Genomic DNA, 24,674 nt, shown 5'->3' with positions numbered 1-24,674 from the left:
GTAGCCGCGGCCACCCCGAGGCCCCGCTCCAAGGTCCCCCCACCCCTAAACCGCGCTGCGGCATCGGACCGCGCTGGCCCACAAATGGTGAACCGTGGATGGTGAATCCGACCAAATTTTTCGCGTTTTCACCACTTACAATTCACCATCTGTGGGCGCGTCGGGCTTCCCCGTGTGGAGCCGGCCCCTCCGCCGCGGGTGCGCCGAGCGCTAGAGCTTGAGCGACGCACGGCCGGCACGCCCGGTGCCTAGAGGCCGACCCAGACGGGTTCGGGGTGCAGCTCCACCCCGAACGCATCGCGGACCTGGGCCTGCACGCGGCGCGCCAGGTCGACAATATCGGCCGCGCTGGCGTTGCCGCGGTTGGTCAGCGCGAGGGTGTGCTTGGTGGAAAGCCGGGCCGGGGCGTCATCGCCGGGGAAACCGCGGTGGCAGCCTGCGCGCTCGATGAGCCAGGCCGCCGACAGCTTCTCCTTGCCGTCGCCGGCGGCAAAGCGCGGCATGGCGTCCTCGCCCACGTGCGCGGCGATCTCGTCTGCAAGCGCCGATGGCACCACCGGGTTAGTGAAAAACGAGCCGGCGGACCACGTGTCGTGGTCTGAGGTATCCAGCACCATGCCTTTCGCCCGGCGCGTCTCCAGCACGGACTCGCGGGCCTGCGCCAGCGGCACGCGCGCCCCGCCCAGGTGGCGCAGAGGAATGGACTCGTCGGTCTTTTCCAACTGCAGCTCGATCTCCAACACGACGGCGCGCGAGGTGAACTTCAGGTTGGAGTACCGGTACGCCAGCTCCAACGAGGACGCAGGCGCCCACTCGTCCGCGCCGGTCTCCCGGTTGAACAGGCGCACGCGGGTGAGCACGTCAGCGATCTCCGCGCCGTACGCACCCACGTTCTGCACCGGGGTCGCGCCCGCGGAGCCGGGGATGCCGGACAGGGCCTCAATGCCGCCCAGTCCGTGCTCCACCGCGTAGGCGACCACTGCGTCCCATTCCGTGCCGGCTTGGATGCGCAACCGGTGGTCGTCGATAGGCAAGATGCCCTCGTTGCGCACGAGGACCGCCGCGAGATCGAGATCACCATCCGCGACGACCAGGTTGGAGCCGCCGCCGACGACCAGCAGCGGGGACTGGTCGCGGTCGAGCTTAGCCACGGTTTCGGCGAGCTCCTCGGCGCTCGTGCACTCGTAGGCCGCGGCCGGGGTACCGCCGACGCGCAGCGTGGTCAGGGAGGCGAATGATGGGGCAGTCACGCCCACAACGGTAGTCTGTGAGCCATGACTGCACGTAGTGAGATCACCGTGACCATCAACCAGCCGATCGAGAAGGTCGCGCAGGCCTACAGCACCCGCGAATACTGGGAGTTCATCGCCGAGAAGCTCTCCCCGGAGCCGGGCGAGCTCAACGAGTTCGCGGACAACACCGCCACCCTGTTTGAGATCCTGCCCAAGTCCATCCTCCCGGAGGCCGCGCAGGCGATGGTCTCCCAAGACCTGAAGCTCAAGCGCGTGGTTACCGTCGGCGAGCTCGACGACGACACCGCCAAGCACACCATGACCGGCGACGTGAAGGGCACCCCGGTGGACCTGGGCGCCGAGTACACCGCGACCCGCGACGGCGATAACACCAAGCTGGACTACGAGCTCGAGGCGAAGGTGAACATCCCGTTCATGGGCGCCGCGCTGGAGCCGAAGGTGGCCGACGCGCTGGAGGAGATCGTGGAAAACGAGGCGAAGCTGACCGAGCAGTGGATTAGCGAGAACCTCTAATTCCCCACTACCACAACCTGCGCGCCACCCCGGGTGCCGCCGGCAAGCCCTACGGGGTAATCACCCGCGGCACCACCGGAGTAAATCGTTTACGCAGGTCAGACCGTTGGATCCGCTATAACCCGCGGGGTCCAGTCCCTATTGCGCTCCGCCGCCGCGCCGCTGGCGGTGGACGTGGGCTACGGCGCGTCCCACACCACCACCGTGGAGTGGGCCGGGTGGTTGCGCCAAATCCGCCCCGACATCGAGGTCGTGGGCCTAGAGATCAACCCGGAGCGCGTCCTGCCGCCTCGCGACGGCGTGCGCTTCGAACTCGGCGGCTTCGAACTCGCCGGCTACCGGCCCCACCTGGTGCGCGCCTTCAACGTGCTGCGGCAATACGACGTGGACCAGGTCCCCGACGTGTGGCGCACGGTGTGCGCGGGGCTTGCCCCCGGCGGCCTCTTCGTCGAGGGCACCTGCGACGAGCTGGGGCGGCGTTGCGCATGGCTGCTTCTCGACGCCTCCGGTCCCCGCGCCCTCACCCTGTCCTGGAGCCCCTTCCACACCTCTAACCCCTCGGAGGGTGGCGGAGCGGCTGCCCAAGGCGCTGATCCACCGCAACGTGCCGGGCGAACCGATCCACCAGTTTCTTGCCGACGCCGCTTGGGAACGCGCCAGCGGCTGGGACCCGCACGGCCCCCGGGTGCGGTGGCGCCACGCCCTCGAAGACCTCGCCCGGGACTGGCCGGTGCACCCGCAGCAGCGCCGCCTCGCCGACAACTTTGTCACTGTGGATTGGCAGGCAGTCGCTCCTGCTTCGTAAACTGGCCGCATGAAAACTGCGTGGAAAGTTGTCCTGTCGATCATCGTGGCGGTGCTGCTGCTGTTCATCGTGGCGGAGGCAGGCATCCGGGCGTTCGTCGCCCACCAGGTCACCTCCCAGTCCCCCGAAGGCACCTCAGTGTCCTTCGGCGCCAGCCCCGTGACCATTGGCCTGCTCGGCGGGAAATTCCCGCACATGACGGTGGACCAGCAGTCCAACCTTCAGGTCAACGGCGACCAGATCACCGGCACCCCGGCGTCCGTGGTGGACATGGACAAAGTTCGCCTGAATGGCGGCGAGCCGGTGGCCGAGTCCGTGCGCCTGACCACGGAGCTGCCCAACGACTTCGTGCGCGCCATGCTGAACCAGCAGATCCAGGATCAGATCGGCGACAACTTCCTCGCCAACGTGATCACAGTGTCCGACGTGGTATCCAACGAGGAGGCCGGCACGTTTTCCATCGTGTTCACCTCGGGTGCGGCCGGGATTGAGCTGCAGCCGGTGATGCAGGACGGCCAGCTGACGTTCCAGGCGCGCAGCACCGAGCTATTCGGATTCGCCCTGCCGGACGACGTCGCCGACGCGATCAGCTCCGCCATGTCCCAGGGCGTCGCGCAAGAGGCCACCGGCGGGATGAGCGTGGAAGACTTCACGGTCATCCCCGGTGGCCTCCGGGTAACGGTTTCCGGCAACGACGTGAACTTCAAGGAGCTGCAGGAGATGCAGCAGCCCCAACAGCCTGAGCTGCAGCCGGCGGAGCCCGCCTACCAGCCGTAGTCGCCGTTGACGATGCGATGGATATGCGGGCGCACGTCGAAAAAGTAAATGCCAATCGCCACCGCGCCGAACCACGCGATGAAGGGGAAGCGCAGCAGGCACGCCAGCGCCGCCAGCGCCAGGATGCCCACCCAGGCACCCTTGGACTGGCGGTTGGCCGCCTCGAAGGCGTCCGCGCGGGTGGTGGCCGCCATCACAGCGCCGACGATGCCGGCTACGCCCACCACAATCATCAGCACCATCCCCATACGGGACGGCAGCAACATAATCTGGTGAATTTGGCTGACTGCGGCGGTTTCCATGGCGTTTACTTCTTCAGATCCTCAACGTTGACGGTGGTGGAGTTGGAGTTGTCCACAATTTCGCCGTCGATGATATCGCCGTCGGTTTTCTCGCCGGCGAACTGGTCCTGGATGCGCTGCACCAAACCTTCGAAGCGGGCGCGCAGGTCGTCCACGGTGCCCTCAATCCCCTCGGTCTGGGTGCCGTCGAGGCGCTCGTTGAATGCGGCGCGTGCTTCGTCGATAGTGCTGCGCAGCTTCGCCTTCACGTCGTCGGTGAACTGCAGGTCCCCCTCACGCAGGCTGTTGAAGAGCTTTTCGGCCTCGTCCGTGAAGTTGGTAGCGGCGCCGCGCACCTCGCCCTCGGTGTTCGCGTTGCTCAGGTTCTGGCGCGCGTCCTCGGTGGCGGTCTTGAAACGGTCCGACAGCTCGCCGGTGGCCTTGCTCAGCGCCGCGCCGATAGCGGCGCCGGCGGACAGCAGCGCGTCGCCGGCCTCACGCAGGTTGTTGCGCACCTCCTCGCCGGTGTCGTTGTTGAGGTTGTTCTTCTCGGTCATCATTCGCTCCTTCGCTAGTAGAAGATCAGTTGAGAACCAGTGTAAATAGCTAACCCAGCCAGTGCACCGACGATCGTGCCGTTGAGGCGAATGAACTGCAGGTCTTTGCCCACCATGAGCTCGATTTTCTCCGCCGCTTCTTCGCCGTCCCACCGTTCGATGGTTTCCGCGATGATGCCCACAATCTGGTCGGCGCCGTTGTCCGCGGCGAAGCGGGTGGCCTTTTTCAGGGCTCGTTCGGCGTCGGCGCGGACCGCAGGGTCGTCGACAAGCTTCTGCCCCCACTCACGCGCCGAGGCAGCTGCTTTACGACGCAGCCCGCTTCCCCCATCCGACGCCTGCGCCACAATCGACGCCGAGACCTGCTCCCAGATGCTGGCCGCGGCGGACGTGACCGCGCTGGAGCCCATGATGTCGGCCTTGAGCGCCTCCACCCGCGAAATCATCTCCCCGTCGAACTGGAGGTCCTGGGCGAACTGGGTGATCTGGCGGCGGATCCCGCGGCGCGCCTCGTGGTGCGGGTTGGTGTCCACGTCCTCCATGAACGCGACCATCTCGTCATAGACGCGCTGCCCCACCAGCTCCTTTGCAAACCGCGGGGCCCAGCGCGGCATCCGCTCGTCGATCATGGTGACCACGGTGGCCTCCATGTTGTCGACCTTGCGGCGCCCCCAGGCGACAATGTCGTCGACCACCGGATCCACCTTGCCGTCCGCGATCAGCCCCTCCAGTGTGCGGCCCAGCGGCGGACCCCAGATCGGCTCGGCCAGGCGGTCAACGAGCTGGGCGTTGATGAACGTCTCCGCCTCAGCCGGGTCAATGCCCTCCACCATGCGGACGGTGAACTTGCCGGCCTCCTCGCTGACCCGCTCCGCGTTCTCCGGCTTGGCCAGCCAGCGCCCAACGCGCTCCGGGATGCCGGCGGCCATCACTTTGTCCGTGATGGTGCGGGCGTTGAGGAAATTCTCGGACACGAAATCACTGAGCACACCGGCAACCTGGTCCTTTTTGTTGGGGATGATCGCGGTGTGCGGGATGGGAATGCCCATTGGGTACTTAAACAGCGCGGTGACAGCGAACCAGTCCGCCAGACCGCCGACCATGCCCGCCTCCGCCGCGGCGCGGACGTAGCCGATCCAGGCGGCGTCATTGCCCTGGGACTGCGCCCACGAGCAGGACAAAAACACCACCGCCATCAGGCCCAGGAGACTGGTCACCGCGATCTTGTGCTTGCGCAGCACGCGGCGGCGCTCCTCCTCGTTCGTGGGGGTGGGCATCATGGAAAGCTGCTCGCTCATGACCATGATTAAAGCAGGCGTGCCGACACGGGCACGAAAAATGCCCCCTCCGCAGGTGGAGAGGGCAATTTCGGTGCTGCGCGGTTAGTTCACGCGGCCGGTGCGCTTGCGGTACGCCTTGTAGTCCTTGCGGCCCACGACAATCAGGATGGCGCCGAGGACTGCGGTGACCACTGCCTCAATAACGCCGAGGATGAGCAGGCGCTCCGCCAGACCGTGCGTCTGGGAGCCGAAGCCGTACACCATCGCGCCGGCGCCCCACACGGCCAGACCGATGCCAAAGAGGGTGGACAGGATCAGGCCCATTGCAACCCAGGTCGGGATCCGGGACAGGGAGGAGTGCGGAGCACCCAGGGACACCGGATCGTAGCCCTCGATGTACGTGTCATCGATGCGGCCAGCGTACTCCGGGTAGGACTCGTTGCGGATATCTGCAACTGCGGTGGAACCCATTGTTCTTGCTTCCTTCTTCAGCTTCGGTGTGGCTTCAGCGTGAGCTGCTGCGATAGTTCGAGTATACGACAGGCTTCGTTGTTGGCTCTAGTTGTCGCCTCTAGTCGTCGCCGCCCTTGAAGGCAGCGCGGGCGCGTTCGGCGTTGATCGCGCCAACTGCATCCAGCGGGATGCCAGCCGGGCACACATCAGCGCACTCGCCGTACAGCGAGCAGTGGCCGAAGTTGGTCTCCAGCTCGTCGACCATCTTGCGGGCGCGGCGGGAACGCTCCTGCTTACCCAACGGCAGAAGCTTCAGGTGCTTCAGCTTCGCGCCGGTAAACAGGTGCGCGGCGCCGTTCGGGCACGCGGCCACGCATGCGCCACAGCCGATGCAGGCAGCGTAGTCGAGCGCGGTCTCCGCGTCGTGGTGGTTCACGGCCAGGGTGTCAGCGTCCGGCGCGGTGCCGGCGTTGACGGAGACGTAGCCGCCCTGCTCCATCACGCGGTCCAGCGCGGAGCGGTCCACGGCGAGGTCCTTGATCACCGGGAACGCGCCGGAGCGGAACGGCTCGATCTTCAGGGTGTCGCCGTCCTTGTAGTTGAACAGACGCTGCAGGCACGCAGTGGTGTTCTGGCCTGCGCCGTGCGGGCGACCGTTGACCAGCAGGCCACAGGTGCCGCAAATGCCCTCGCGGCAGTCGGAGGCGAAGACGAACGGCTCCTTGCCCTGCTCGACGTAGGTCTCGTTCACGTGGTCGAGCAGCTCCAGGATGGACATCTGCTCCACAGCGTCATCGACCTGTACGGTCTCGAAGCTGCCCTCGGTGTCAGGACCAGCCTGGCGCCAGATTTCAAGTGTCAGTTTCATTACTTGTAGTTCCTTGCCATCAGCGGGATCGAATCAAAGTGCAGGGGTTCTGCGTGGCGGATGAACTGGCCTTCACCGGCCGGCTCCCAGGCCGACACGAAGCACCAGTTGTCGTCGTCACGCTCTGCCTCGCCGTCATCGGTGAGGTGGTCCATACGGTAGTGCGCACCGCAGGACTCGTCGCGGTCCAGAGCGTCGATGCACATGAGCTCGCCGAGGTTGATGTAGTCGACGAGGCGCAGCGCAGCCTCCAGCGTCTGGTTCATGTCGTTCGGGGAACCCGGGATAGAGATGTTGGTCCAGAAGTCCTCGCGCAGGGCGCGGATCTTGCGGATGCCCTCCTCCAGGCCCTCCACGGTGCGGGACACGCCGCAGTGCTCGTAGAGGATGTCGCCGAGCTGCTCGTGGAAGTGCTCCGGGCCGTGCGGCTCCGGACCGCGGATGGACATGATGCGCTCGATGCGCTCGGTGACGTCAGCCACCACGTCCTGGGCCTCGCGGGAATCCTCCGGAAGCTTCTCCTCGCCGAGGTGGTCGGCCAGGTAGTTCGGCACCGTGAACGGCAGGGTGAACCAGCCGTCCACAGAAGCGGACAGCAGCGAGTTCGCGCCCAGGCGGTTCGCGCCGTGGTAGGTCCAGGAGCACTCACCGGCGGCGAACAGGCCGTCGATGGAGGTCATCTCGTTGAAGTCCGTCCACAGGCCGCCCATGGTGAAGTGGACAGTCGGGGCGATACGCATCGGGGCCTTGTACGGGTCCTCGCCGGTGGAGTCCTCGTACATCTCGAACAGGTTGGAGTAGCGCTCGCGGATGGTGTCCTCACCGAGGCGCTCGATGGCGTCGGAGAAGTCCAGGTACGCGGAGTTGTGCAGCGGGCCCACGCCGTAGCCGGCGTTGAGCTGCTGGGAGATCGCACGCGACGCGACGTCGCGGGGCACGAGGTTGCCGAAGGCCGGGTAGCGGCGCTCCAGGAAGTAGTCGCGCTCCTCCTCCGGGATGGTGTTCGGGTCGCGGTCGTCGCCCTTTTCCTTCGGGGTCCAGATGCGGCCGTCGTTACGCAGCGACTCGGACATCAGCGTCGTCTTCGCCTGCCACTTCGCGTTGACTGGCAGGCCGGTCGGGTGGAACTGCACGAAGCACGGGGACGCGAGGTACGCGCCGCGCTCGTAGGCGCGCATCATGGCGGAAGAGTTGGAGTTCTTGGCCAGCGTGGTCTTGTGGTACACGTTGCCGTAACCGCCGGTGGCGAGGATGACAGCGTGTCCCGTAAACGGCGCGATCTCGCCGTTGATCAGGTTGCGGGTGACGATGCCCTCGCAGTGCTTCTTGCCGTCCTTCTCGGTGATGATCAGGTCCATTAGGTCGTGGTGGGTGAAGATCTCCACGTTGCCCAGGTGGATCTGACGCTGCAGCGACGACGCGGTGGACAGCTGCAGCTGCTGGCCTGTTTGGCCGCGGGTGTAGTAGGTGCGCGAGACCTGCACACCGCCGAAGGAGCGGGTGGCCAGGGTGCCGCCGTACTCGCGGGCGAAGGGGGCACCGATGGCGTTCATGTGGTCGATCACGCGGACAGACTCAACGGCCAGGCGCCAGCAGTCGGACTCGCGGCAGCGGTAGTCGCCGCCCTTGACGGTGTCCTTGGTGTGGCGGTAGGCGCCGTCGTTGTCCACCTTCTTGCCGCGGGCGGAGTTCACGCCGCCTTGGGCCGCAATGGAGTGCGCACGGCGCGGAGCGTCGTGGTAGGTGAATGCCTTGACGTTGTAGCCCAGCTCGCCGAGCGCGGCAGCCGCAGCGCCGCCGGACAGGCCGGTGCCGACCACCAGCACGGTGAACTTGCGGCGGTTCAGCGGCGAGACCAGGTTCATGTGGTCCTTCTGGTACTGCCACATGTCCTTCATCCGAACCTCGTCGCGGTTCGGCTCGTGGGACTCGAGGACGTTACCCGGCGTCACGCCTGCAGCGACGGACTCGGGCTGGCGGAAGCCGCCGGTGCTCTGCTGGCCCTTGGACTGAGCGGAGGTCTGCTCCCCGCCGTTGGAACCCTGGGCCCCGGAAAGACCGGAAATAGAGGTAGTCATAGTTGTTCTCCTAAAAAGCCGTTACCTGGAAAAATCCGGGACCCAGCCGAACGCGATAGCGAGCGGCATGACAACGTTGCCAGCGACAACGATGAACGGGAGGATGTACGCGAGGATGACCATCAGGCCTTCGCCGCGCTTACCCAGCCAACCGAGGTCGGACACCGCAAGGTAGATACCGTGCGTCAGGTGCAGCAGCAGCGCCAGGTTGGCAACCACGTACACCAGCGTGACCCACCAGCGGCCCGGGGCAAAGGTGGCGAGCAGGTTGTTGCGCACCGCACCGTGGACGAACTCGTCGGAGGCGACAGCCTGGCCAAGCGTCAGGTCCAGCAGGTGGAAGATGATGAACAGCAGCAAGATGATGCCGGTCCAGATCATCGACTTGGTGGCGGTGGACTGCCATCCACCCATCAGGTTCGTGCGCTTGAAGCGGCCGCGGGATGCGCTGGAGCGGGCGCGCAGGGCGAAAGCGCCCCACACGTGCAGCACCAGGCAGACCAGCAGGGCGATGCGGAGAATCCACAGGAAGCCCTCTCGCGGGAACAGCGGCTCGCCGATCGTGCGCAGGAACTCGCCGTAGTCGTCGATCGGCGCGGAGCCGTCGGCGTTCAGCGGCATAAAGATCTTCAGGTTGCCCACCATGTGGCCAAGGACGAACAGGCCGAAGATAAGGCCGGTGATCGCCATGGTCAGCTTGATGGCCCACGTGGGGTAGGACGGCCGCTCGCGCAGCGGCTTCTCGGTAATTTTTCCGTGACGAATGGCTTCACGGTCTGCGTTTTGTACAGTCATGGCACCTCCAGTGTCGCTAATACTCTAGGAGAAAGCCCCCGCTCACACACACACTGGATTGCCAGGTTGACCCCACACTCCCCCAACCTCAACCCCCACTTGAGCCATTCATCCAGCACGCCACATCGATTGTGACCTTCGGCACCACCGCGGCAATCCGCCTCGAATCCCACATTCTCCACCCCGTTCAGTGTCAATCTTTGGTTGGTTAGCTGGACCTAACTCCGGAACCGACTCCATCTGCGGAAAATCGGTACCCTGGCTGCCATGGCTATCGACAAGAACACTGAAAACAAAGCAACCCGCCAGATCGACGCTCCCGCAGCCGAGATCTTCAACATCCTCTCCAACCCCGAGCGCCACGCCGAGACGGACAACTCCGGCATGGTCGTCTCTGCCGACCAGGGCGAGCGTCTGAAGAATGTCGGCGACACCTTCACCATGAACATGACCAAGGAGGACGGCGACTACCAGACCGTCAACGAGGTCTTCGCCATCCAGGACGACCGCGTCATCGGCTGGAAGAACGTGGAGAACACCACTGCTGAGGTGAAGGTCGGCGCGAAGTGGCTCTACGAGCTCGAGCCGATCGACGCTGACAACACCAACGTCACCCTCACCTACCAGCGCGATGAGCTGGAGGAGAACCTCCTCGCAATGACCGAGAAATTCGACGACGACTTCCTGGCTAAGTCCCTCGACTCCCTCGCAGAGGCAGTCGCAGGCGCATAAGCCTTCGCTTCTCGACGTCACCAAAGGCGGCCCGCCGGACCCAGCGCCCGGTCGGCCGCCTTTCGCATGCCCGCCGCTTCGCCGGCGCGACCGCCCCCATCCCCCAGTCCAGCACCGTGCTGCAGTACTTCGAATTGCAGATCTGCTAGCAACCCCCAGAACCGAACTAGCAGATCGCTTCCCCAACTTTTCATTCCCGCAGGTGATATCGGCAACGGCTTTCACTACGAGCCTGATCTGCTAGTTCCGGCACCGCACCTCCGCAGGTGAACTAGCAGATCTGCCGCCGGCGCGGCCGAGCAGGGCATTTCAAGACTGCCCCAGCCTGGCCCCGCCGAATGCGCACGCAAAAAGGCGGGCCCTGCAGGAAAGCGGGGCCCGCCTTTGGTGCGTCGTAAAGCGAAGGCTTAGAGGTTGATCATGTGGCCTTCGACGCCGTGCGCGATCTCCTTGAGCACCTCGGACAGGGTCGGGTGGATGTGGATGGAGCGCGCGATCTCGCCTGCGGTGAGGTCGAAGCGCTGCGCCAGCACGACCTCCGGAAGCAGCTCGGAGACGTTGGCACCAACCAGGTGCGCACCGAGGATCTCGCCGAACTCGGCGTCCGCGACGAGCTTGCCAAAGCCGGCAGTCTCGTTCAGGCCGACTGCCTTGCCGTTTGCAGTGAACGGGAAGGTGGCGACCTTGATGTCGCGGTCCGGCCACTTCTCCTTCGCCTGCTCCTCGGTGTAACCCATGGAAGCGACCTGCGGGTTACAGAAGGTGGCGCGCGGGGTCATCATGTAATCCTCGATCTCGAGGGTCTCCGCGTCCGCAATGGTCTCGGCGGCGATGATGCCCTGGGCCTCAGCCACGTGGGCGAGCTGCAGCTTCGCGGTCACGTCGCCGATGGCGTAGATGCCGTCGACGTTGGTGCGCATGCGCTCGTCGATGGCGATGGCGCCGCGGTCCGTGAGCTCGACGCCCGTGTTCTCCAGGCCGTAGCCCTCGGTGCGCGGGGCGAAGCCGACGGAGATCATCACGCGATCCGCGGTGAGCGTCTCCACGTCGTCGGAGCCGTTCTTCTTCACGTCCACCTCGACGGAATCGCCGTTGTCGCGCACCTCGGTGGTGGCGTGGCCGGTGAGCAGCTTCACGCCGAGCTTCTTGTATGCCTTGGCGATCTCCTTGGACACGTCCTTGTCCTCATTGGGCAGGACGCGGTCCTGATACTCGATGACCGTGACGTCCACGCCGTAGTTGGACAGCACGTAGGCGAACTCCATGCCGATCGCGCCGGCACCGACGATGACCATCTTCTCCGGGGCCTCCGGGTTGAGGATCTGCTCCTCGTAGGAGACCACGTTGTCGGACAGCTCGATGCCCGGCAGGGTGCGCACCACAGCGCCGGTGGCGATGATGCAGTCATCGAAGGTGACGGTCATACCCTTGTCGTCACCGTCGGTGATCTCGATGGTCTTGGCGTCCGTGAAGGTGCCCAGGCCGTTGATCTCCTGGATCTTGTTCTTCTTCATCAGGTAGTGCACGCCGCCGACGATCTTCTGGGAGACCTTGCGGGAACGCTTGTGGGCATCGGTGTAGTCGAACTCCACGTCGCCCTTGATGCCGAACGTCTTGGCTTCGTGGTTGAAGATCTCAGCCACTTCAGCGTTCTTGATCAGGGCCTTGGAGGGGATGCAGCCCACGTTGAGGCAGACACCGCCCCAGTACTGCTTCTCAATAACAGCTACCTTTTTACCCAGCTGAGCTGCGCGGATGGCGGCGACGTAGCCACCGGGGCCAGCGCCGAGGACAACAACGTCAAAATGTTCTTTACTCACGCTGCATATCGTACGTGTCCGTCTGGCAAAATGTTGCGGAGCATCTTGTTTCTTCCTCGAATGAAAGTGAGCGGTTCACTGTGAAGTTCACTCGCACGGCGGTAGCCCTCGGCGCCACCGCCCTTATCGCCGCAGGCTCCGTGCCCGCCGTCCAGCACTTCGCGGAGGGCGGCGCCGACAAGCCGGTCACCACCCTGTCCCCGGCGGCGACGACCGTGCAGACCTCGCTTCCCACCCCAACAACCAGCACCACCGCGAACTCGACCACGAGCCCGACCACCACCACGTCGGAGAAGCCGAAGGTTGTGCCGAAGTCCACGACGGCCACAACGGCCACCACAGCGACAACGGCGACAACGGCGCCGACGACGGCGGCGACGGATGCGACGCTGACAAGCACGAGCCCGACCGTAACGGTCGTGGAGACCACCGAGGACCCAGAGCCGACGGACGAGCACCCGAACGTCCGCCCGCTCGACGAGGCGCCGAAGACGTACCAGGGCAAGGACCAGGCGTGGGTGCGCATCCTCGCTCGCCACCGCGACACCTGGGACAACGAGGCAATCTCCGTGTACTCCGAGTCCATGGAGCGCGACATCCCGGTGGCGATCTTCTACGCCACCGACGAAAACGGCGACCGCAAGGAGAACGCCCCGACGGTCTACCTGCTCAACGGCGCCGGCGGATCCGAGCAGGACACCGACTGGGTGGCGCAGGCCTACGACGAGCTGGAAGAGACCTACAAGGATTCCGGCGCGAACGTTGTCATCCCGATGGAAGGCGCGTTCTCCTACTACGTGGACTGGGCCGCCGAGCCGCCGGTGGACACGGACACGAACCCGTTCTTCCACGGCAAGCAGATGTGGTCGACCTTCCTGGCTAACGAGCTGCCGCAGGCGGTTGAGCCGTACATGAACGCCGACGAGGAGCACCGCGCGGCGGCCGGCCTGTCCATGGCCGCAACCTCCGTGCTGCTGCTTGCGGAACACAACCCGGGCTTCTACGACGCGGTCGGCTCCTTCTCCGGCTGCGCGGCGACGTCCCGGCCGATCCCGTGGGCGTTCCTGGACCTGACCGTCAGCCGCGGCGCGCCGAATGTGATGACGCCGGAGTACATCTTCGGAGAGCGCGGCTCGGACTACAACCGCCACTACGACGCGCTGGTCAACGCCGCAGATCTGAAGGGCACCGCGGTGTACCTGTCCACCGGCACCGGTCTGGCGGGCGCGAGCGATACGCCGGGCTACCTGAAGGACCGCTTGATCAATGAGTACGGCGTGGACCCGGACTCGGCTTCGGCCCGCGCACTGTCCAACGCGATGACCCTGCAGGTCGAAGGCGGCGTGATCGAGGCTGCGATGAACGCCTGCACCCACGATCTGATGGTGAAGATGCGCGCCAACGACGTGGAGGTCACCCACGCTGAGCTGCGCAATGTGGGCACCCACAGCTGGGCGTCCTGGCGCAACGACGTGCAGCTTTCCTTTGACAAGGTGTTCAAGAAGGCGCTCGGCCTGGAGCAGTAGGCACCTGCTTCTCGACGAACCAAAGGTGCCTCCCCGACAACAGTCCGGGGAGGCACCTTTTTCGCTGCGCAGCGCGCTAGAACATTGCCCTTAGAACATGCCCATGCCGTAGGCGATGGTGGAGGACATGGAGGAGCCTGCGTGCACGAGCTCGCCGAGAAGCTGGTTGATCTGCACCTGGGCGGTTTCGATGGGGTTCATGTTTTGGGGTCCTTTCGGGGTTTCCGGGCGGGCGGCGCAACACGCCACACGCGTAACGCTGGCCACTACAGTAACGAATGTCCCATAGAATGGCGCAATAATTGCCTGTCAGTTTAACCCCCTCCCCCAGGACTGGATACACACATGAAGAAGATCAAGGCGGCGGCGCTTGCCGCCCTCACGGCAGTCTCCCTCGCCGGCACCAGCGCACCGGCGACCTCCGCCCAGCAGCCGGCCGGCCAGGAAGGCGTTGTGAAGGCGTGGGACGCACGATCGAACCCGCCGCGGATCACCCTCACCGGCCAGCCGCAGGAGTGGGCCAACCAGGTGGACCACAAGACGGTGCTGTCCTACAACGTGTACTCCCCCTCTATGCGCCGCGACATCCCGGTCGCAGTGGTGCCGGCCACCGACGCCGCCGGCAACCGCGTGCGCAACGCACCGACGCTGTACCTGCTCAACGGTGCCGGCGGCGCAGAGCAGAACCAGGACTGGTTGAAGCTCTACCCGGTGAAGGACTACTTCGCCGGCAAAGGCGTCAACGTGGTGGTGCCGCAGGCCGGCGCGTTTTCCTACTACACGGACTGGGTGAAAAACGACGTCGCCTCCGACTACATCAACGGCCCGCAGAAGTGGGAGACGTTTTTGACCAAGGAGCTTCCCGGCCCGATCGAGCGCGTGGTGGGCGCCAACGGCCGCCGCGCCGTGACCGGTGTGTCCATGTCCGCCACCTCCGCCCTGCTGTTCGCGCAGCATAATCCGGGGATGTACCAGGCCGTGGCGGCGTTTTCCGGCTGCGCGTCCACGTCTTCGCCGCACGGCTACAATTTCGCGCGCGTGACCGTCAACCGCGCGGGCAACCCGAATTTCCGAACGGTCACCCCGGAGATGATGTGGGGGCCGATGAACGGGCCGTACAACCGCTACAACGACGCGCTTTTGGGCGCGGAGAAGCTGCGCGGCACCCGTCTGTACATCTCCTCCGGCACGGGGCTGGCGGGCCACCCGGACCAGGTCAGCTACCTGCTGGGCAAGGGCGCCCCGATGCCGGCGGCGCAGCTCAGCGCGGGTGTGCTGCAGGTCGAAGGCGGCGTGATCGAGGCCGCGGTGAACAAATGCACCCACGACCTGAAGGCCAAGCTGGACGGGCTGGGCATCCCGGCGCACTTCGAGCTGCGCAACGTGGGCACCCACTCCTGGCCGTACTGGACCGAGGACATGGACCGCGCCTGGCACACCACAATCAAGCCTGCTCTGGGGGCTTAGCGTGCGCGATATCGAGCCCAAGCTTCTCGACGACCTCACGGCCGCCCCCGCCTTGAAATGGGCCCGGGAGTGGTCCGACGCGACAGAAGCGCGGCTCGATTCGTCCGCGCTGCGTAAGCGGATCCGCGCCGCTTTGGATTCGGACGACCGGATCCCGTTTGTCACCCGGCGCGGCGAGTACCTGTACAACTTCTGGCGCGACGCCGAGCACGAGCGCGGAATCTGGCGCCGAACGTCCCTCTCCTCCTTCCTCGGCGAGGGAGAAGCTGATTGGGAGGTCCTCCTCGACGTCGATGCGCTGGCCGCCGAAGAGGACGAGGACTGGGTGTACAAGGGCGCAACCGTGTTGCCGTTGAGCTGGGACCGGGCGCTGATCCGCCTGTCGCGCGGCGGCGCGGACGCGGTGGTGGTGCGCGAGTTCGACCTTGAAACCCGCGCCTTCGTGGATCCGGCAGAGGGCGGCTTCACCATCGACGAGGCGAAAACGAATGTCAGCTGGGTAGACCGCGACACCATCCTGGTGGGCACCGACGAAGGCCCGGGCACGGTAACCAACTCCGGCTACCCCATGCAGGTGGCGCGCTGGACCCGCAGCGGCGACACAACCGTCATCTTCACCGGCGAGCCTGACGACGTCGGCGTGTGGTCGGGGTATGACGTGGTGGACCGGAGGACCGTCGTCACGCGGGCGCTCGATTTTTACACCTCGCGCACGTGGGTGGACGGCGAGTTTCTCGACGTGCCGGACGATTGCGACGCCATCCCCCACCGGAAGTGGTTGTTCATCCAGCCGCGCACCGAGTTCGCGGGCGTGCCCGCGGGCGCCCTCGGCGTGATCGACCTCGACGCGTTCCATAAAGGCGCCCGCGACTTCACCGTGCTCGAGCAGGACGCGACCGTCGAAGCGATCACGTTCACGGAAAACGCGCTGCTTATCACCTGCCTCGTGGACGTGGCCACCAGCATCTCCCGCGTCTCGTTGGGCACCTGGGAGCGCACCGAACTCACCCTGCCCGAGGCCGCCAGCGCCCACGTGGTGGCCGCAAACCCGCTGGCCGGCGACGAGTTCTGGGTCGCCGCCTCATCCTTCACCACGCCGACAACGCTGTTGCGCGGCGACGCCTCCGGTGCACTCACCGAAGCCAAGCGCGCCCCCGCCCACTTCGACACGAGCGGGCTTGAAACCCGCCAGCACTGGGTGACCTCCGCCGACGGCACGCGCCTGCCGTACTTCATCACCGGCGACTTCTCCGGTGGTCCCCGTCCCACGCTGGTGGGAGGCTACGGCGGCTTCGAGGTCTCGCTTACGCCCGCGTTTTCCAACGTGCGCGGCATCGCGTGGCTGGAGCAGGGCAACTTCTACGTCCAGCCAAACCTGCGCGGCGGCGGCGAATTCGGGCCCGAGTGGCACTCGCAGGTGGTCAAGACCAACCGCCACAAGGTGTGGGAGGACCACAAGGCGGTGCTCGAGGACGTCGTCGCCCGCGGCTACGCCACACCTGTGCAGATTGCCATCCGTGGCGGCTCGAATGGCGGGCTGCTCACCTCCGGCGCGCTGGTGAGGTACCCGGAGTGCTTCGGCGCGGCGGTGATCCAGGTGCCGCTGACGGACATGCTGCGCTACCACACCCTGTCCGCCGGCGCGTCCTGGATGGCGGAGTACGGCGACCCGGACAACCCCGAAGAGCGCGCCGCGATCGAAACCTGGTCGCCGCTGCACAACGTCCGCCCGCGCGAGGAGGTGGCCTACCCGCCCGCGCTGGTGACCACCTCCACGCGCGACGACCGCGTCCACCCCGCCCACGCCCGCACCTTCGCGCTCGCGCTGTGGCGGGCTGGCCAGCCAGTGGACTACTTTGAAAACACCGCAGGCGGTCACGCAGGTGCCGCCGATAATGCACAGGTGTCGCGGGTGGAGGCGTTGATCTACCTGTGGATCGACGACAAGATCGGCACACCCCTGGCGTAGACTTCCCCGCGATATGAGAAACCTGAGGCTTCGCTCCACACCCATCCCCGGCACCCGCGACCGCTACACCGGCGTGGAGTTCAACCTGGGGTTCCACGTCACGCACTACGACCTGGATTTTGACTACAAGGTTGCCCCGAACCGTCTCGAAGCAACTGCGACCCTGACGCTGAGCACCTGGCGGGAGCTGAACCACCTCACCCTCGACCTCACCCAGGGCCTGTCGGTACGCCGCGTGGAGGTATCCGGAAGCATCGGCATCAAGCGCTACCGCCACCACGGCGGCAAGCTGCGCATCACCTTCGACCAGTTCATCCCGGTGGACACGGAGATGCAGCTGACCATCCGCTACGCCGGTTCCCCGCGCCCCCGCCGCACCGCGTGGGGCCTGCTGGGCTGGGAGGAGCTGGAAAACGGCGCGTTGACCGCCAACCAGCCCAACGGCGCGCCGTCCTGGTTCCCCTGCGACGACACCCCGGACGAGAAAGCCACCTACACCTTCAACGTGCGCGCGGACCGCGGGTACGTGGCGGTGACCAACACCACCGCCCGCCCCATGGCTACCTACCTGGCCACGGTGCAGGTGGGCCAGTTCCACCGCGTGGAGCTGGGCCGCAACACGGTGGCGTGGCTGCCGGCGGCGACCCAGGTGGGCGACTTGGACAAGCAGCAGGCCATGCTGGATTACTTCGAAACCGTCTTCGGCCACTACCCGTTTGAGGACTATCAGGTGGTCGTGCATGAAGACGAGCTGGAGATCCCGCTCGAGGCCCAGGGGCTGTCCATCTTCGGCGTGAACCACCTGCAGGGCAACGAGCGCCTCATCGCGCACGAGCTGGCGCACCAGTGGTTCGGCAACTCGCTGGGCATCGCGCAGTGGGAGGACATCTGGCTCAACGAGGGTTTCGCCTGCTACGCCGAGTGGCTGTGGGCGGATTTTACGGGGCGAATGCCTATCGACGTCTCCGTGCGCACCCACTACGCCAAAATCACGCCCATGCAGTTCACCCTGGCCGACCCTGGCCCGCGCGACATGTTCGACGACCGCGTGTACAAACGCGGCGCCATCACCCTCCACGCGCTGCGCCGCGCCTTCGGCGACGCCGTGTTCTTCAACGCGGTGCGCGATTACGTGGCCACCAACGCCCACGGCATCGTGGAGACCTTCGACCTGGTCAACGCGTTTAAGCGCCAGGGTGTGGACATCTCCCCGATCCTGAACGCGTGGATCCAGCACCCCGAGCTTCCGGAGTGCCCGTGAAAAACCTCTCCCTGGCCACCATCTTCGCCGCTGCCAGCGGCTTTGTGGTCATGTGGATTGCCAGCTGGGCCCTGGACGCCAAGCACGGCTACAACTCCTTCTTGGCTTACTGGGGCTTGTTTTTCGCCTGCACTGGGCTCATCGACGGCATCACACAGGAAACCACCCGCGCCGTGGCAGCCTCGCGCGAGACGCAGGTGCGCGGCAACGCCAACCCGTGGAAGCTCGGGGCGGCGATCGGCGTGGCACTAGCTGCAGTTGTGCTGCTTGTGGGGCTTTTCGCCATGGGGCGCATCGTGCCCACCCACCCGGGCACCGCCACGGGGTTGTTGGCGTTCGGCCTGCTCAGCTACGCGTTCCAGGCGGTGCTCTCCGGCATCTTGAGCGGCTCCGGGCTGTGGAACCGCTACGCCGCGCTGGTTGCCCTGGACTCCGGTGTGCGCCTCGTGCTTGCGGTGGTGGTGTGGGCGCTCGGCGGTGGGCTGGTGGAGTTTTTGGCCATCACCGTCATCGGCGCGCTGAGCTGGGCGGTGGTCTTGGCGCTGGCCCCGGTGCGCGTGCAGCTGGACGTGGACCGCGGGGCGTTTGTGCGCCGCGTCGGCTCCGCCATGGTGGCCTCCGGGGCGTCGGCCGCGCTGATCACGGGCTTCCCCACCGCCGCCTCCGCCGCCTTCCCCGCGGCAACTGCTGGCGCTGCTGTCGCCGCGATCAACAACGCCGTCATGCTCACTCGCGCGCCGGTGCTGGTGCCGCTGCAGCGTTTCCAATCGGCGCTGGTGGTGCGCTTCGTGGAGCGCCGCGACACTGTCTACAGGGCGCTCGCCGCGCCCGTCGGCGCGATCATGGGCGTCGGCATCGTCGGCTTCGCGGCTGCCTGGCTGATCGGCCCGTGGATTTTGCGGGTGGCGTACAAACCGGAGCTGTTTGTCGACGGGCTCACGCTCGGCCTGCTCACCTTCGCCTCCGCGTTCATGGGCATGCTGATGATCACCGGCGTGGCCGTGCTCGCCTTAGAGCGCCACGCGTTCTACGTTGCCGGCTGGCTCGCCGCCACCGCCACCGCGTTCGCCGTGTTGTTCCTCGCGCCGTGGGGCGTCGCCACGACGGTTGTGGTGGCGCTGTTCGCCGGGCCGATCGTCGGTGCGCTCGTGCACCTGGTGGGCCTTGTAAGGTAGCCGGGTATGGAGTCTTTGCTGGTCACCGGCGGCGCCGGTTTCATCGGGTCGAACTTCGCGCGCATGGCGTCCGAGCGCTACCGCGTCGTGGTCGTGGACAAGCTCACCTACGCAGGCAACCGCGCGAACCTGCCCGAGGGCATTGAGTTCGTGCGCGGGGACATCTGCGAGCAACCGCTTATCGACGAGCTCGTTTCCGCCAGCGACGCCGTCATCCACTTCGCCGCCGAATCGCACAACGACAACTCACTGAGGGACCCGTCCGCGTTCGTGCACAGCAACATCAACGGCACATTCGCGCTGCTGGAGGCGGTGCGGAAGTTCGACAAACGCCTGCACCACATCTCCACCGACGAAGTCTTCGGCGACCTAGAGCTCGGCAGCACGGACGCGTTCACCGAGACCACGCCGTACAACCCCTCCTCGCCCTACTCGGCGACGAAAGCCGGCTCCGACCACCTGGTGCGCGCCTGGGTGCGCTCGTTCGGGGTGCGCGCGACGATCTCGAACTGCTCCAACAACTACGGGCCCTACCAGCACATAGAGAAGTTCATCCCCCGCCAGATCACGAACATCCTCACCGGCCAGCCCGCGAAGCTCTACGGCACCGGCGCGCAGGTGCGCGACTGGATCCACGTGGACGACCACAACGATGCCGTCCTGGCCATCTTGGAGCGCGGGCGCATCGGCGAGACCTACAACATCGGTGCGAGCAACCCCGGCGACGCTCACGTCACGAATAAGCAGGTCATCGAGACCATCTGCGAGCTCATGGGCGGCGAATACGTCCACGTCGCCGACCGCCCCGGCCACGACCAGCGCTACACCATGGACGCCGCCAAGCTGCGCCGCGAGCTCGGCTGGCAACCGCAGCACACGGACCTGCGCAGCGGGCTGCAGCAGACGATCGACTGGTACACCGACAACCGCTGGTGGTGGGAAGACGACAAGGCAGGCATTGAACGCGGGTACGCGGAGAGGGGACAGTGAAATGACCACCATCGACGGCCTCGAGGTTCACCGGCTCACCGTCCACGAGGACAACCGCGGCTGGTTCAAAGAGAACTGGTCCGGCCAAAAACTCACCCCGAAGCAGCACAACGTCAGCTTCAACGCCCGCCGCGGTGCGACCCGCGGCATGCACGCCGAGCCGTGGGACAAGTGGGTCTCCGTGGCCACCGGCCGCGTGTTCGGCGCGTGGGTGGACATGCGCGAAGGCTCCGCCACGTTCGGCGAGAAATTCACCTGCGAGATCGGCCCGGACACCGCCGTGTACGTCCCCCGCGGCGTGGCCAACGGCTTCCAGGCGCTCGAGGACGACACCACCTACATCTACCTGGTCAACCAGCGCTACTCCCCCGGCGGCACGTTTTGCTCCTACAAGGAAATCGACTGGCCGCTCGAGCCCACCGAACTGTCCGCCAAAGACCTCGAGCATCCTTTGCTTGTCGACGCCACTCCGCTGCCCCCACGCCGCATCCTCGTCACCGGCGCCAACGGCCAGTTGGGGCGCGCGCTGCGCCAAATCTGGTCGGACAAAGAAGCCCACTTCGTGGGCCACGACGAGTTCGACATCTGCCACGCCGCCGACTCAGCGAAACGCGCCGGCATCAACTGGGCGGACTACTGGGCGATTGTGAACTGCGCCGCCTACAACGACGTCAACGGCGCGGAAGACGACCGGGCCGGGGCATGGAGGGTGAATGCGGCGGCGCCGGCGGAGCTTGCGTCGATAAGCAATGAGCACGACCTCACGCTCGTCCATGTCTCCTCCGACTACATCTTCGACGGCAACGTCGAGGTGCACGACGAAACTGAGGTGCCGTCGCCGCTGAGCGCGTACGGCGCGTCGAAGGCCGCGGGCGACACCGCCGCGCAGGTCGCGCGTAAGCATTATGTGGTGCGCACGAGCTGGGTGTTCGGCGACGGCCGCAACTTTATGTCCGTCATGGCCGACCTGGCTGATCGCGGCGTCGCGCCGAAAGTCGTGTGCGACCAGCGCGGGCGCCCCACCTGGGCCGAAGACCTGGCGAAAGGCATCGCGCACCTGCTTCGCACCGGCGCCGAGTACGGGGTGTACAACATCACCTCCGACGGCGACGCCGCCACGCGCGACGAGATCGCGATGGCGGTGTTTGTGGCCGTCGGCGGCGACCCGGCGGACGTCCACCCCGTGACCACCGAGCAGTACGGCGCCGAATTCGGCGTGGAGGCGCCACGCCCGCGCGAATCCACCCTGGCGCTGGACAAAATCAAGGCCGCAGGCTTCAGCCCGACGAACTGGCGCGCCGCGCTGGCGCTCTACGTCGCGCTGCGATAACCGGGACAGAACGCGGCACGCGCCTTACACTAAGGTCGCCCCCACCACTTTCTCAGGAGATTCCCATGAAGAAGTCCCGGTTCCTCGCCGCTGCAACCACCGCCGCAGTCGCCGTTTCCACCGTTGCTCCCGCATACGCCGCCCAGATCGGCCCGCTGGAGCAAAACCAGTGCAAGGTAACACTGACCGCTGCTGAGAAAAGCTACCTGGACGCAATGTCGCGAGAACTGTACTCGAAACTGGATCCAGCACTAGCCCGTGACATTAACCTGGGCCTCGAAGCCGCGTACCCCGGCGCACGCGCGGTCGGCAACGACTTCGTTGATGCCTACCAGCACCAGCTCACCGGGCACAAGACCCGCAAATCCTTCAACCAAGCACTTAATTCCGTGGAGTCCGACTCGTACGTCAACCGCCTGAGCGCGAGCGGTATGAACCAGGAAACCGCCGCGTTTTACCTGATTCTTCGTGCCGATGCTGCCTACGGACACGGCCTCGTCGACGGTTCTCAGTACGAACCGGAGGACTGGGAGAACTACTTCGTCGAAGCCAGCTCGATCGACGACGAGTTCGAGGGCAACATGATCGGATTGATGCTCATCCTTCTCTTCGGCGTGACCGACGTCCTGGGCGACGAGACCCAACTTCAGCGGTTCTACACGACCTTTGACAAGACCCCCTCCGGCAAATACTTCGCAAGCTTGAACCCGTTCTTCAACGCCCACATGAAGGCCGCGGATGCGTGCCTGCGCGGCGGCAACGCTACTGTCGCCTACCCGACCGGCACCACCGCGTCCAAGCCGTCCAAGCCGTCCAAGCCGGCAGACCAGAACACCGGCGTCGATGCCGGTCAGGCCCAGGATGAGCAGGGCTCTTCCACCGCTGGCATCATCATTGGCATCATCGCAGCTGTCCTTGCCGTGGTAGGTATCGCAGCGGCTGTCGCTCCGCAGCTAGGCTTTCAGGTCCCGGGCCTGGGTTAGGCTCGAACACTATCGACACCCAGCACCGCTCCGCGCGTTGTTGGGTGTTTTGCATGTGAAGGCCCGCATACTGGCCAACTAGACTTCGCATTCATGAAGGGCATCATTCTCGCCGGCGGCTCGGGCACGCGCCTGTACCCGATCACCCAGGGCATCTCGAAGCAACTCATGCCCATCTACGACAAGCCGATGATCTACTACCCGCTATCCACGCTGATCAGCGCGGGTATCAGGGAGATTTTGATCATCACCACGCCGGAGGATCGGCCGAACTTTGAGCGTTTGCTTGGCGACGGCTCACGCCTCGGCATCATGCTCCACTACGCCGAACAACCCCGCCCGGAGGGACTGGCGCAGGCGTTTTTGATCGGCGAGGAGTTCATCGGCGACGACTCGGTAGCGCTGGTGCTCGGCGACAACATCTTCGACGGCAGCGGCATCGCCCAGGTGCTCGGCCAGGTGCGCGACATCGACGGCGGCGCCATCTTCGCCTACGAGGTCTCCGACCCGCAGCGCTACGGCGTGGTCGAGTTCGACGCGGACGGCACCGCGCTGTCCATCGAGGAAAAACCCGACGAGCCGAAGTCCAACTTCGCCGTAGTGGGGCTGTACTTCTACGACAATGATGTTGTGGACATCGCCAAATCCATCACCCCCTCGGCGCGCGGGGAGCTGGAGATCACCTCCGTCAACGAGGCATACCTCCGCCGCGGCGACCTGAAGGTGCACCGCCTGCACCGGGGTGATGTGTGGCTGGACACCGGCACCATCGACTCCATGAGCGAGGCCAGCGCCTACGTGGAGGTGCTGCAAAAGCGCACCGGCACCGTCATCGGCTCGCCGGAGGTGGCCGCCTACCGGGAAGGCTTCATCGACGCCACGCAGCTGGAGGCCCTGGGCGAGCAGGTGCTGAAATCCGGCTACGGCCGCTACCTCATCGACGCAGCAAGGGACTAACCATGGCGAGGATTACCGCACTGGTGACCGTCTACCACGGCACCGATGAACACGACCTGGTCCGCGCCCTCGATTCCCTGCAGGCGCAGACCCGCCCCACGGACGAGCTGGTCATTGTGGCGGATGGGCCGGTGTCGGAGGGTGTCCGGAGGGTCGTCGAGAGGCAAGATGCCCGGGTAATTTGGCTGCCTGAGAATGTCGGCGCGGGCCCGGCGTCGCAGGCTGGCCTGGCCACGATCGATTCCGACTACACCGCACGGCTGGACTCCGACGACGCCGCGAAACCGACACGCTTCGCACGGCAGCTGGAGTACTTGGAGGCGCACCCGGAGGTTGGCGCGCTGGGCACCGCGGTCGAAGAGTTCGCGGAAACCCCCGGCGACACCGGCAAGGTGCGCGCCCTGCCGGAGGATCCGCACGCGTACGCGAAGATGAACTCGCCGGTGAACAACCCCTCGGTGATGCTGCGTACCCGCGCCGTCAAGGAGGTCGGCGGCTACCGGGACGTGCACTTCATGGAGGACTACGACCTCTACGCGCGCCTGATCTCGGGCGGTTGGCAGGTGCGCAACCTGCCGGAGGCGCTTACGGACTTCCAGGTCACCGACGCACAGTTTTCCCGCCGCACCGGCCGCGAGATGCTCGCCGCGGAGGCGCAGATGCAGCGCAACCTGGTCGCCTACGGCCTTGTTTCGCGCCCGCGGGCGGCGTTCAACCTGACGGCGCGCACCGCATACCGCGCGCTACCCACAGGTTTGCTCCGGCGCGTGTACGCCGCTTTGTTCCACCGCGGGGAGTAACCTA

General features: G+C 65.8%; 22 protein-coding genes and 1 pseudogene. 14 read left to right on the top strand and 9 right to left on the bottom strand.

The window, feature by feature from the left end; translation table 11 throughout:
- Window positions 1–248: 248 nt before the first annotated feature.
- Complete coding sequence (locus CAFEA_RS01155; protein ID WP_063937724.1) at window positions 249–1,256, bottom strand: UDP-N-acetylmuramate dehydrogenase; 1,008 nt, start codon at window positions 1,254–1,256, stop codon at window positions 249–251.
- 18 nt (window positions 1,257–1,274) lie between these two features.
- Here CAFEA_RS01155 and CAFEA_RS01150 point away from each other — a divergent pair, with 18 nt between their 5' ends.
- The 3 genes and pseudogenes from CAFEA_RS01150 to CAFEA_RS01140 all read left to right on the top strand — a co-directional run bounded on the left by CAFEA_RS01150 (window position 1,275) and on the right by CAFEA_RS01140 (window position 3,348).
- Window positions 1,275–1,766: a DUF2505 domain-containing protein gene (locus CAFEA_RS01150; RefSeq protein WP_063937729.1), complete on the top strand. Its 492-nt coding sequence runs from the start codon at window positions 1,275–1,277 to the stop codon at window positions 1,764–1,766.
- Window positions 1,766–2,571 (top strand): annotated as a pseudogene (locus CAFEA_RS01145) (class I SAM-dependent methyltransferase). The gene CAFEA_RS01150 and the pseudogene CAFEA_RS01145 overlap by 1 nt, the downstream one beginning before the upstream one ends.
- Window positions 2,572–2,580: 9 nt before the next feature.
- On the top strand, window positions 2,581–3,348 hold the full coding sequence (locus tag CAFEA_RS01140) for an LmeA family phospholipid-binding protein (protein WP_063937731.1): 768 nt from the start codon (window positions 2,581–2,583) through the stop codon (window positions 3,346–3,348).
- On the opposite strand, the gene CAFEA_RS01135 is transcribed toward CAFEA_RS01140, so the two are convergent.
- The 7 genes from CAFEA_RS01135 to CAFEA_RS01105 form a co-directional block, all read right to left on the bottom strand.
- Window positions 3,336–3,596: a DUF2516 family protein gene (locus CAFEA_RS01135; RefSeq protein ID WP_143313248.1), complete on the bottom strand. Its 261-nt coding sequence runs from the start codon at window positions 3,594–3,596 to the stop codon at window positions 3,336–3,338. The genes CAFEA_RS01140 and CAFEA_RS01135 overlap by 13 nt on opposite strands.
- A 59-nt stretch (window positions 3,597–3,655) precedes the next feature.
- A complete protein-coding gene (locus CAFEA_RS01130) occupies window positions 3,656–4,186 on the bottom strand; it encodes a CGLAU_01105 family protein (RefSeq protein WP_063937734.1) in 531 nt (176 codons plus the stop codon).
- A gap of 14 nt (window positions 4,187–4,200) precedes the next feature.
- A complete protein-coding gene (locus CAFEA_RS01125) occupies window positions 4,201–5,484 on the bottom strand; it encodes a DUF445 domain-containing protein (RefSeq protein ID WP_082855672.1) in 1,284 nt (427 codons plus the stop codon).
- Window positions 5,485–5,568: 84 nt separating this feature from the next.
- Entirely contained in the window at window positions 5,569–5,937 is a 369-nt protein-coding gene (locus tag CAFEA_RS01120; protein WP_034997068.1) for a hypothetical protein, read from the bottom strand.
- Window positions 5,938–6,037: 100 nt separating this feature from the next.
- Window positions 6,038–6,787 carry a succinate dehydrogenase/fumarate reductase iron-sulfur subunit gene (locus CAFEA_RS01115; protein WP_034997066.1) on the bottom strand — a complete coding sequence of 250 codons (750 nt, stop codon included), beginning with the start codon at window positions 6,785–6,787 and terminating at the stop codon, window positions 6,038–6,040.
- Window positions 6,787–8,865, bottom strand: a complete 2,079-nt coding sequence (locus CAFEA_RS01110) for a fumarate reductase/succinate dehydrogenase flavoprotein subunit (RefSeq protein WP_082855673.1) — start codon at window positions 8,863–8,865, stop codon at window positions 6,787–6,789. Before CAFEA_RS01110 ends, CAFEA_RS01115 begins: the two co-directional genes overlap by 1 nt.
- Window positions 8,866–8,886: 21 nt before the next feature.
- Complete coding sequence (locus CAFEA_RS01105) at window positions 8,887–9,660, bottom strand: succinate dehydrogenase cytochrome b subunit (protein WP_034997063.1); 774 nt, start codon at window positions 9,658–9,660, stop codon at window positions 8,887–8,889.
- Between the two features lie 267 nt (window positions 9,661–9,927).
- On the opposite strand from CAFEA_RS01105, the gene CAFEA_RS01100 reads away from it, so the two are divergent.
- Window positions 9,928–10,392: an SRPBCC family protein gene (locus tag CAFEA_RS01100; protein ID WP_063937736.1), complete on the top strand. Its 465-nt coding sequence runs from the start codon at window positions 9,928–9,930 to the stop codon at window positions 10,390–10,392.
- A 407-nt stretch (window positions 10,393–10,799) separates the two neighbouring features.
- Here the strand turns inward: CAFEA_RS01100 and lpdA are convergent, their stop codons facing one another.
- On the bottom strand, window positions 10,800–12,212 hold the full coding sequence (gene lpdA / locus CAFEA_RS01095; RefSeq protein ID WP_063937738.1) for a dihydrolipoyl dehydrogenase: 1,413 nt from the start codon (window positions 12,210–12,212) through the stop codon (window positions 10,800–10,802).
- An 80-nt stretch (window positions 12,213–12,292) separates the two neighbouring features.
- Here lpdA and CAFEA_RS01090 point away from each other — a divergent pair, with 80 nt between their 5' ends.
- The 10 genes from CAFEA_RS01090 to CAFEA_RS01045 all read left to right on the top strand — a co-directional run bounded on the left by CAFEA_RS01090 (window position 12,293) and on the right by CAFEA_RS01045 (window position 24,670).
- The gene (locus tag CAFEA_RS01090) at window positions 12,293–13,738 is read left to right on the top strand and encodes an alpha/beta hydrolase (RefSeq protein WP_143313240.1); all 1,446 of its coding nucleotides are present in this window, start codon (window positions 12,293–12,295) and stop codon (window positions 13,736–13,738) included.
- A gap of 345 nt (window positions 13,739–14,083) precedes the next feature.
- Window positions 14,084–15,205, top strand: coding sequence for an alpha/beta hydrolase (locus tag CAFEA_RS01085; RefSeq protein ID WP_063937744.1), 1,122 nt, complete (start codon window positions 14,084–14,086; stop codon window positions 15,203–15,205).
- A 1-nt stretch (window position 15,206) separates the two neighbouring features.
- A complete protein-coding gene (locus CAFEA_RS01080) occupies window positions 15,207–17,174 on the top strand; it encodes a prolyl oligopeptidase family serine peptidase (RefSeq protein WP_082855674.1) in 1,968 nt (655 codons plus the stop codon).
- Between the two features lie 13 nt (window positions 17,175–17,187).
- Entirely contained in the window at window positions 17,188–18,435 is a 1,248-nt protein-coding gene (locus tag CAFEA_RS01075) for a M1 family metallopeptidase (protein WP_063937746.1), read from the top strand.
- Window positions 18,432–19,610 (top strand): hypothetical protein, encoded by a 1,179-nt coding sequence (locus CAFEA_RS01070; protein WP_063937748.1) that lies wholly within the window; start codon window positions 18,432–18,434, stop codon window positions 19,608–19,610. The genes CAFEA_RS01075 and CAFEA_RS01070 overlap by 4 nt, the downstream gene beginning before the upstream one ends.
- A 6-nt stretch (window positions 19,611–19,616) precedes the next feature.
- The gene (rfbB, locus tag CAFEA_RS01065) at window positions 19,617–20,600 is read left to right on the top strand and encodes a dTDP-glucose 4,6-dehydratase (protein ID WP_063937750.1); all 984 of its coding nucleotides are present in this window, start codon (window positions 19,617–19,619) and stop codon (window positions 20,598–20,600) included.
- A 1-nt stretch (window position 20,601) separates the two neighbouring features.
- Window positions 20,602–21,930 (top strand): sugar nucleotide-binding protein, encoded by a 1,329-nt coding sequence (locus CAFEA_RS01060; protein WP_063937752.1) that lies wholly within the window; start codon window positions 20,602–20,604, stop codon window positions 21,928–21,930.
- 65 nt (window positions 21,931–21,995) lie between these two features.
- A complete protein-coding gene (locus CAFEA_RS01055; RefSeq protein ID WP_063937754.1) occupies window positions 21,996–22,913 on the top strand; it encodes a hypothetical protein in 918 nt (305 codons plus the stop codon).
- A gap of 93 nt (window positions 22,914–23,006) precedes the next feature.
- Window positions 23,007–23,870 (top strand): glucose-1-phosphate thymidylyltransferase RfbA, encoded by an 864-nt coding sequence (rfbA, locus tag CAFEA_RS01050; RefSeq protein ID WP_063937756.1) that lies wholly within the window; start codon window positions 23,007–23,009, stop codon window positions 23,868–23,870.
- A 2-nt stretch (window positions 23,871–23,872) separates the two neighbouring features.
- Window positions 23,873–24,670 carry a glycosyltransferase gene (locus tag CAFEA_RS01045; protein WP_063937758.1) on the top strand — a complete coding sequence of 266 codons (798 nt, stop codon included), beginning with the start codon at window positions 23,873–23,875 and terminating at the stop codon, window positions 24,668–24,670.
- Window positions 24,671–24,674: the final 4 nt, after the last annotated feature.

The organism is Corynebacterium afermentans subsp. afermentans, assembly GCF_030408355.1.
GTDB classification, from domain to species: Bacteria; Actinomycetota; Actinomycetes; order Mycobacteriales; family Mycobacteriaceae; genus Corynebacterium; species Corynebacterium afermentans.
This window is presented reverse-complemented; position numbering and strand designations above follow the sequence as displayed.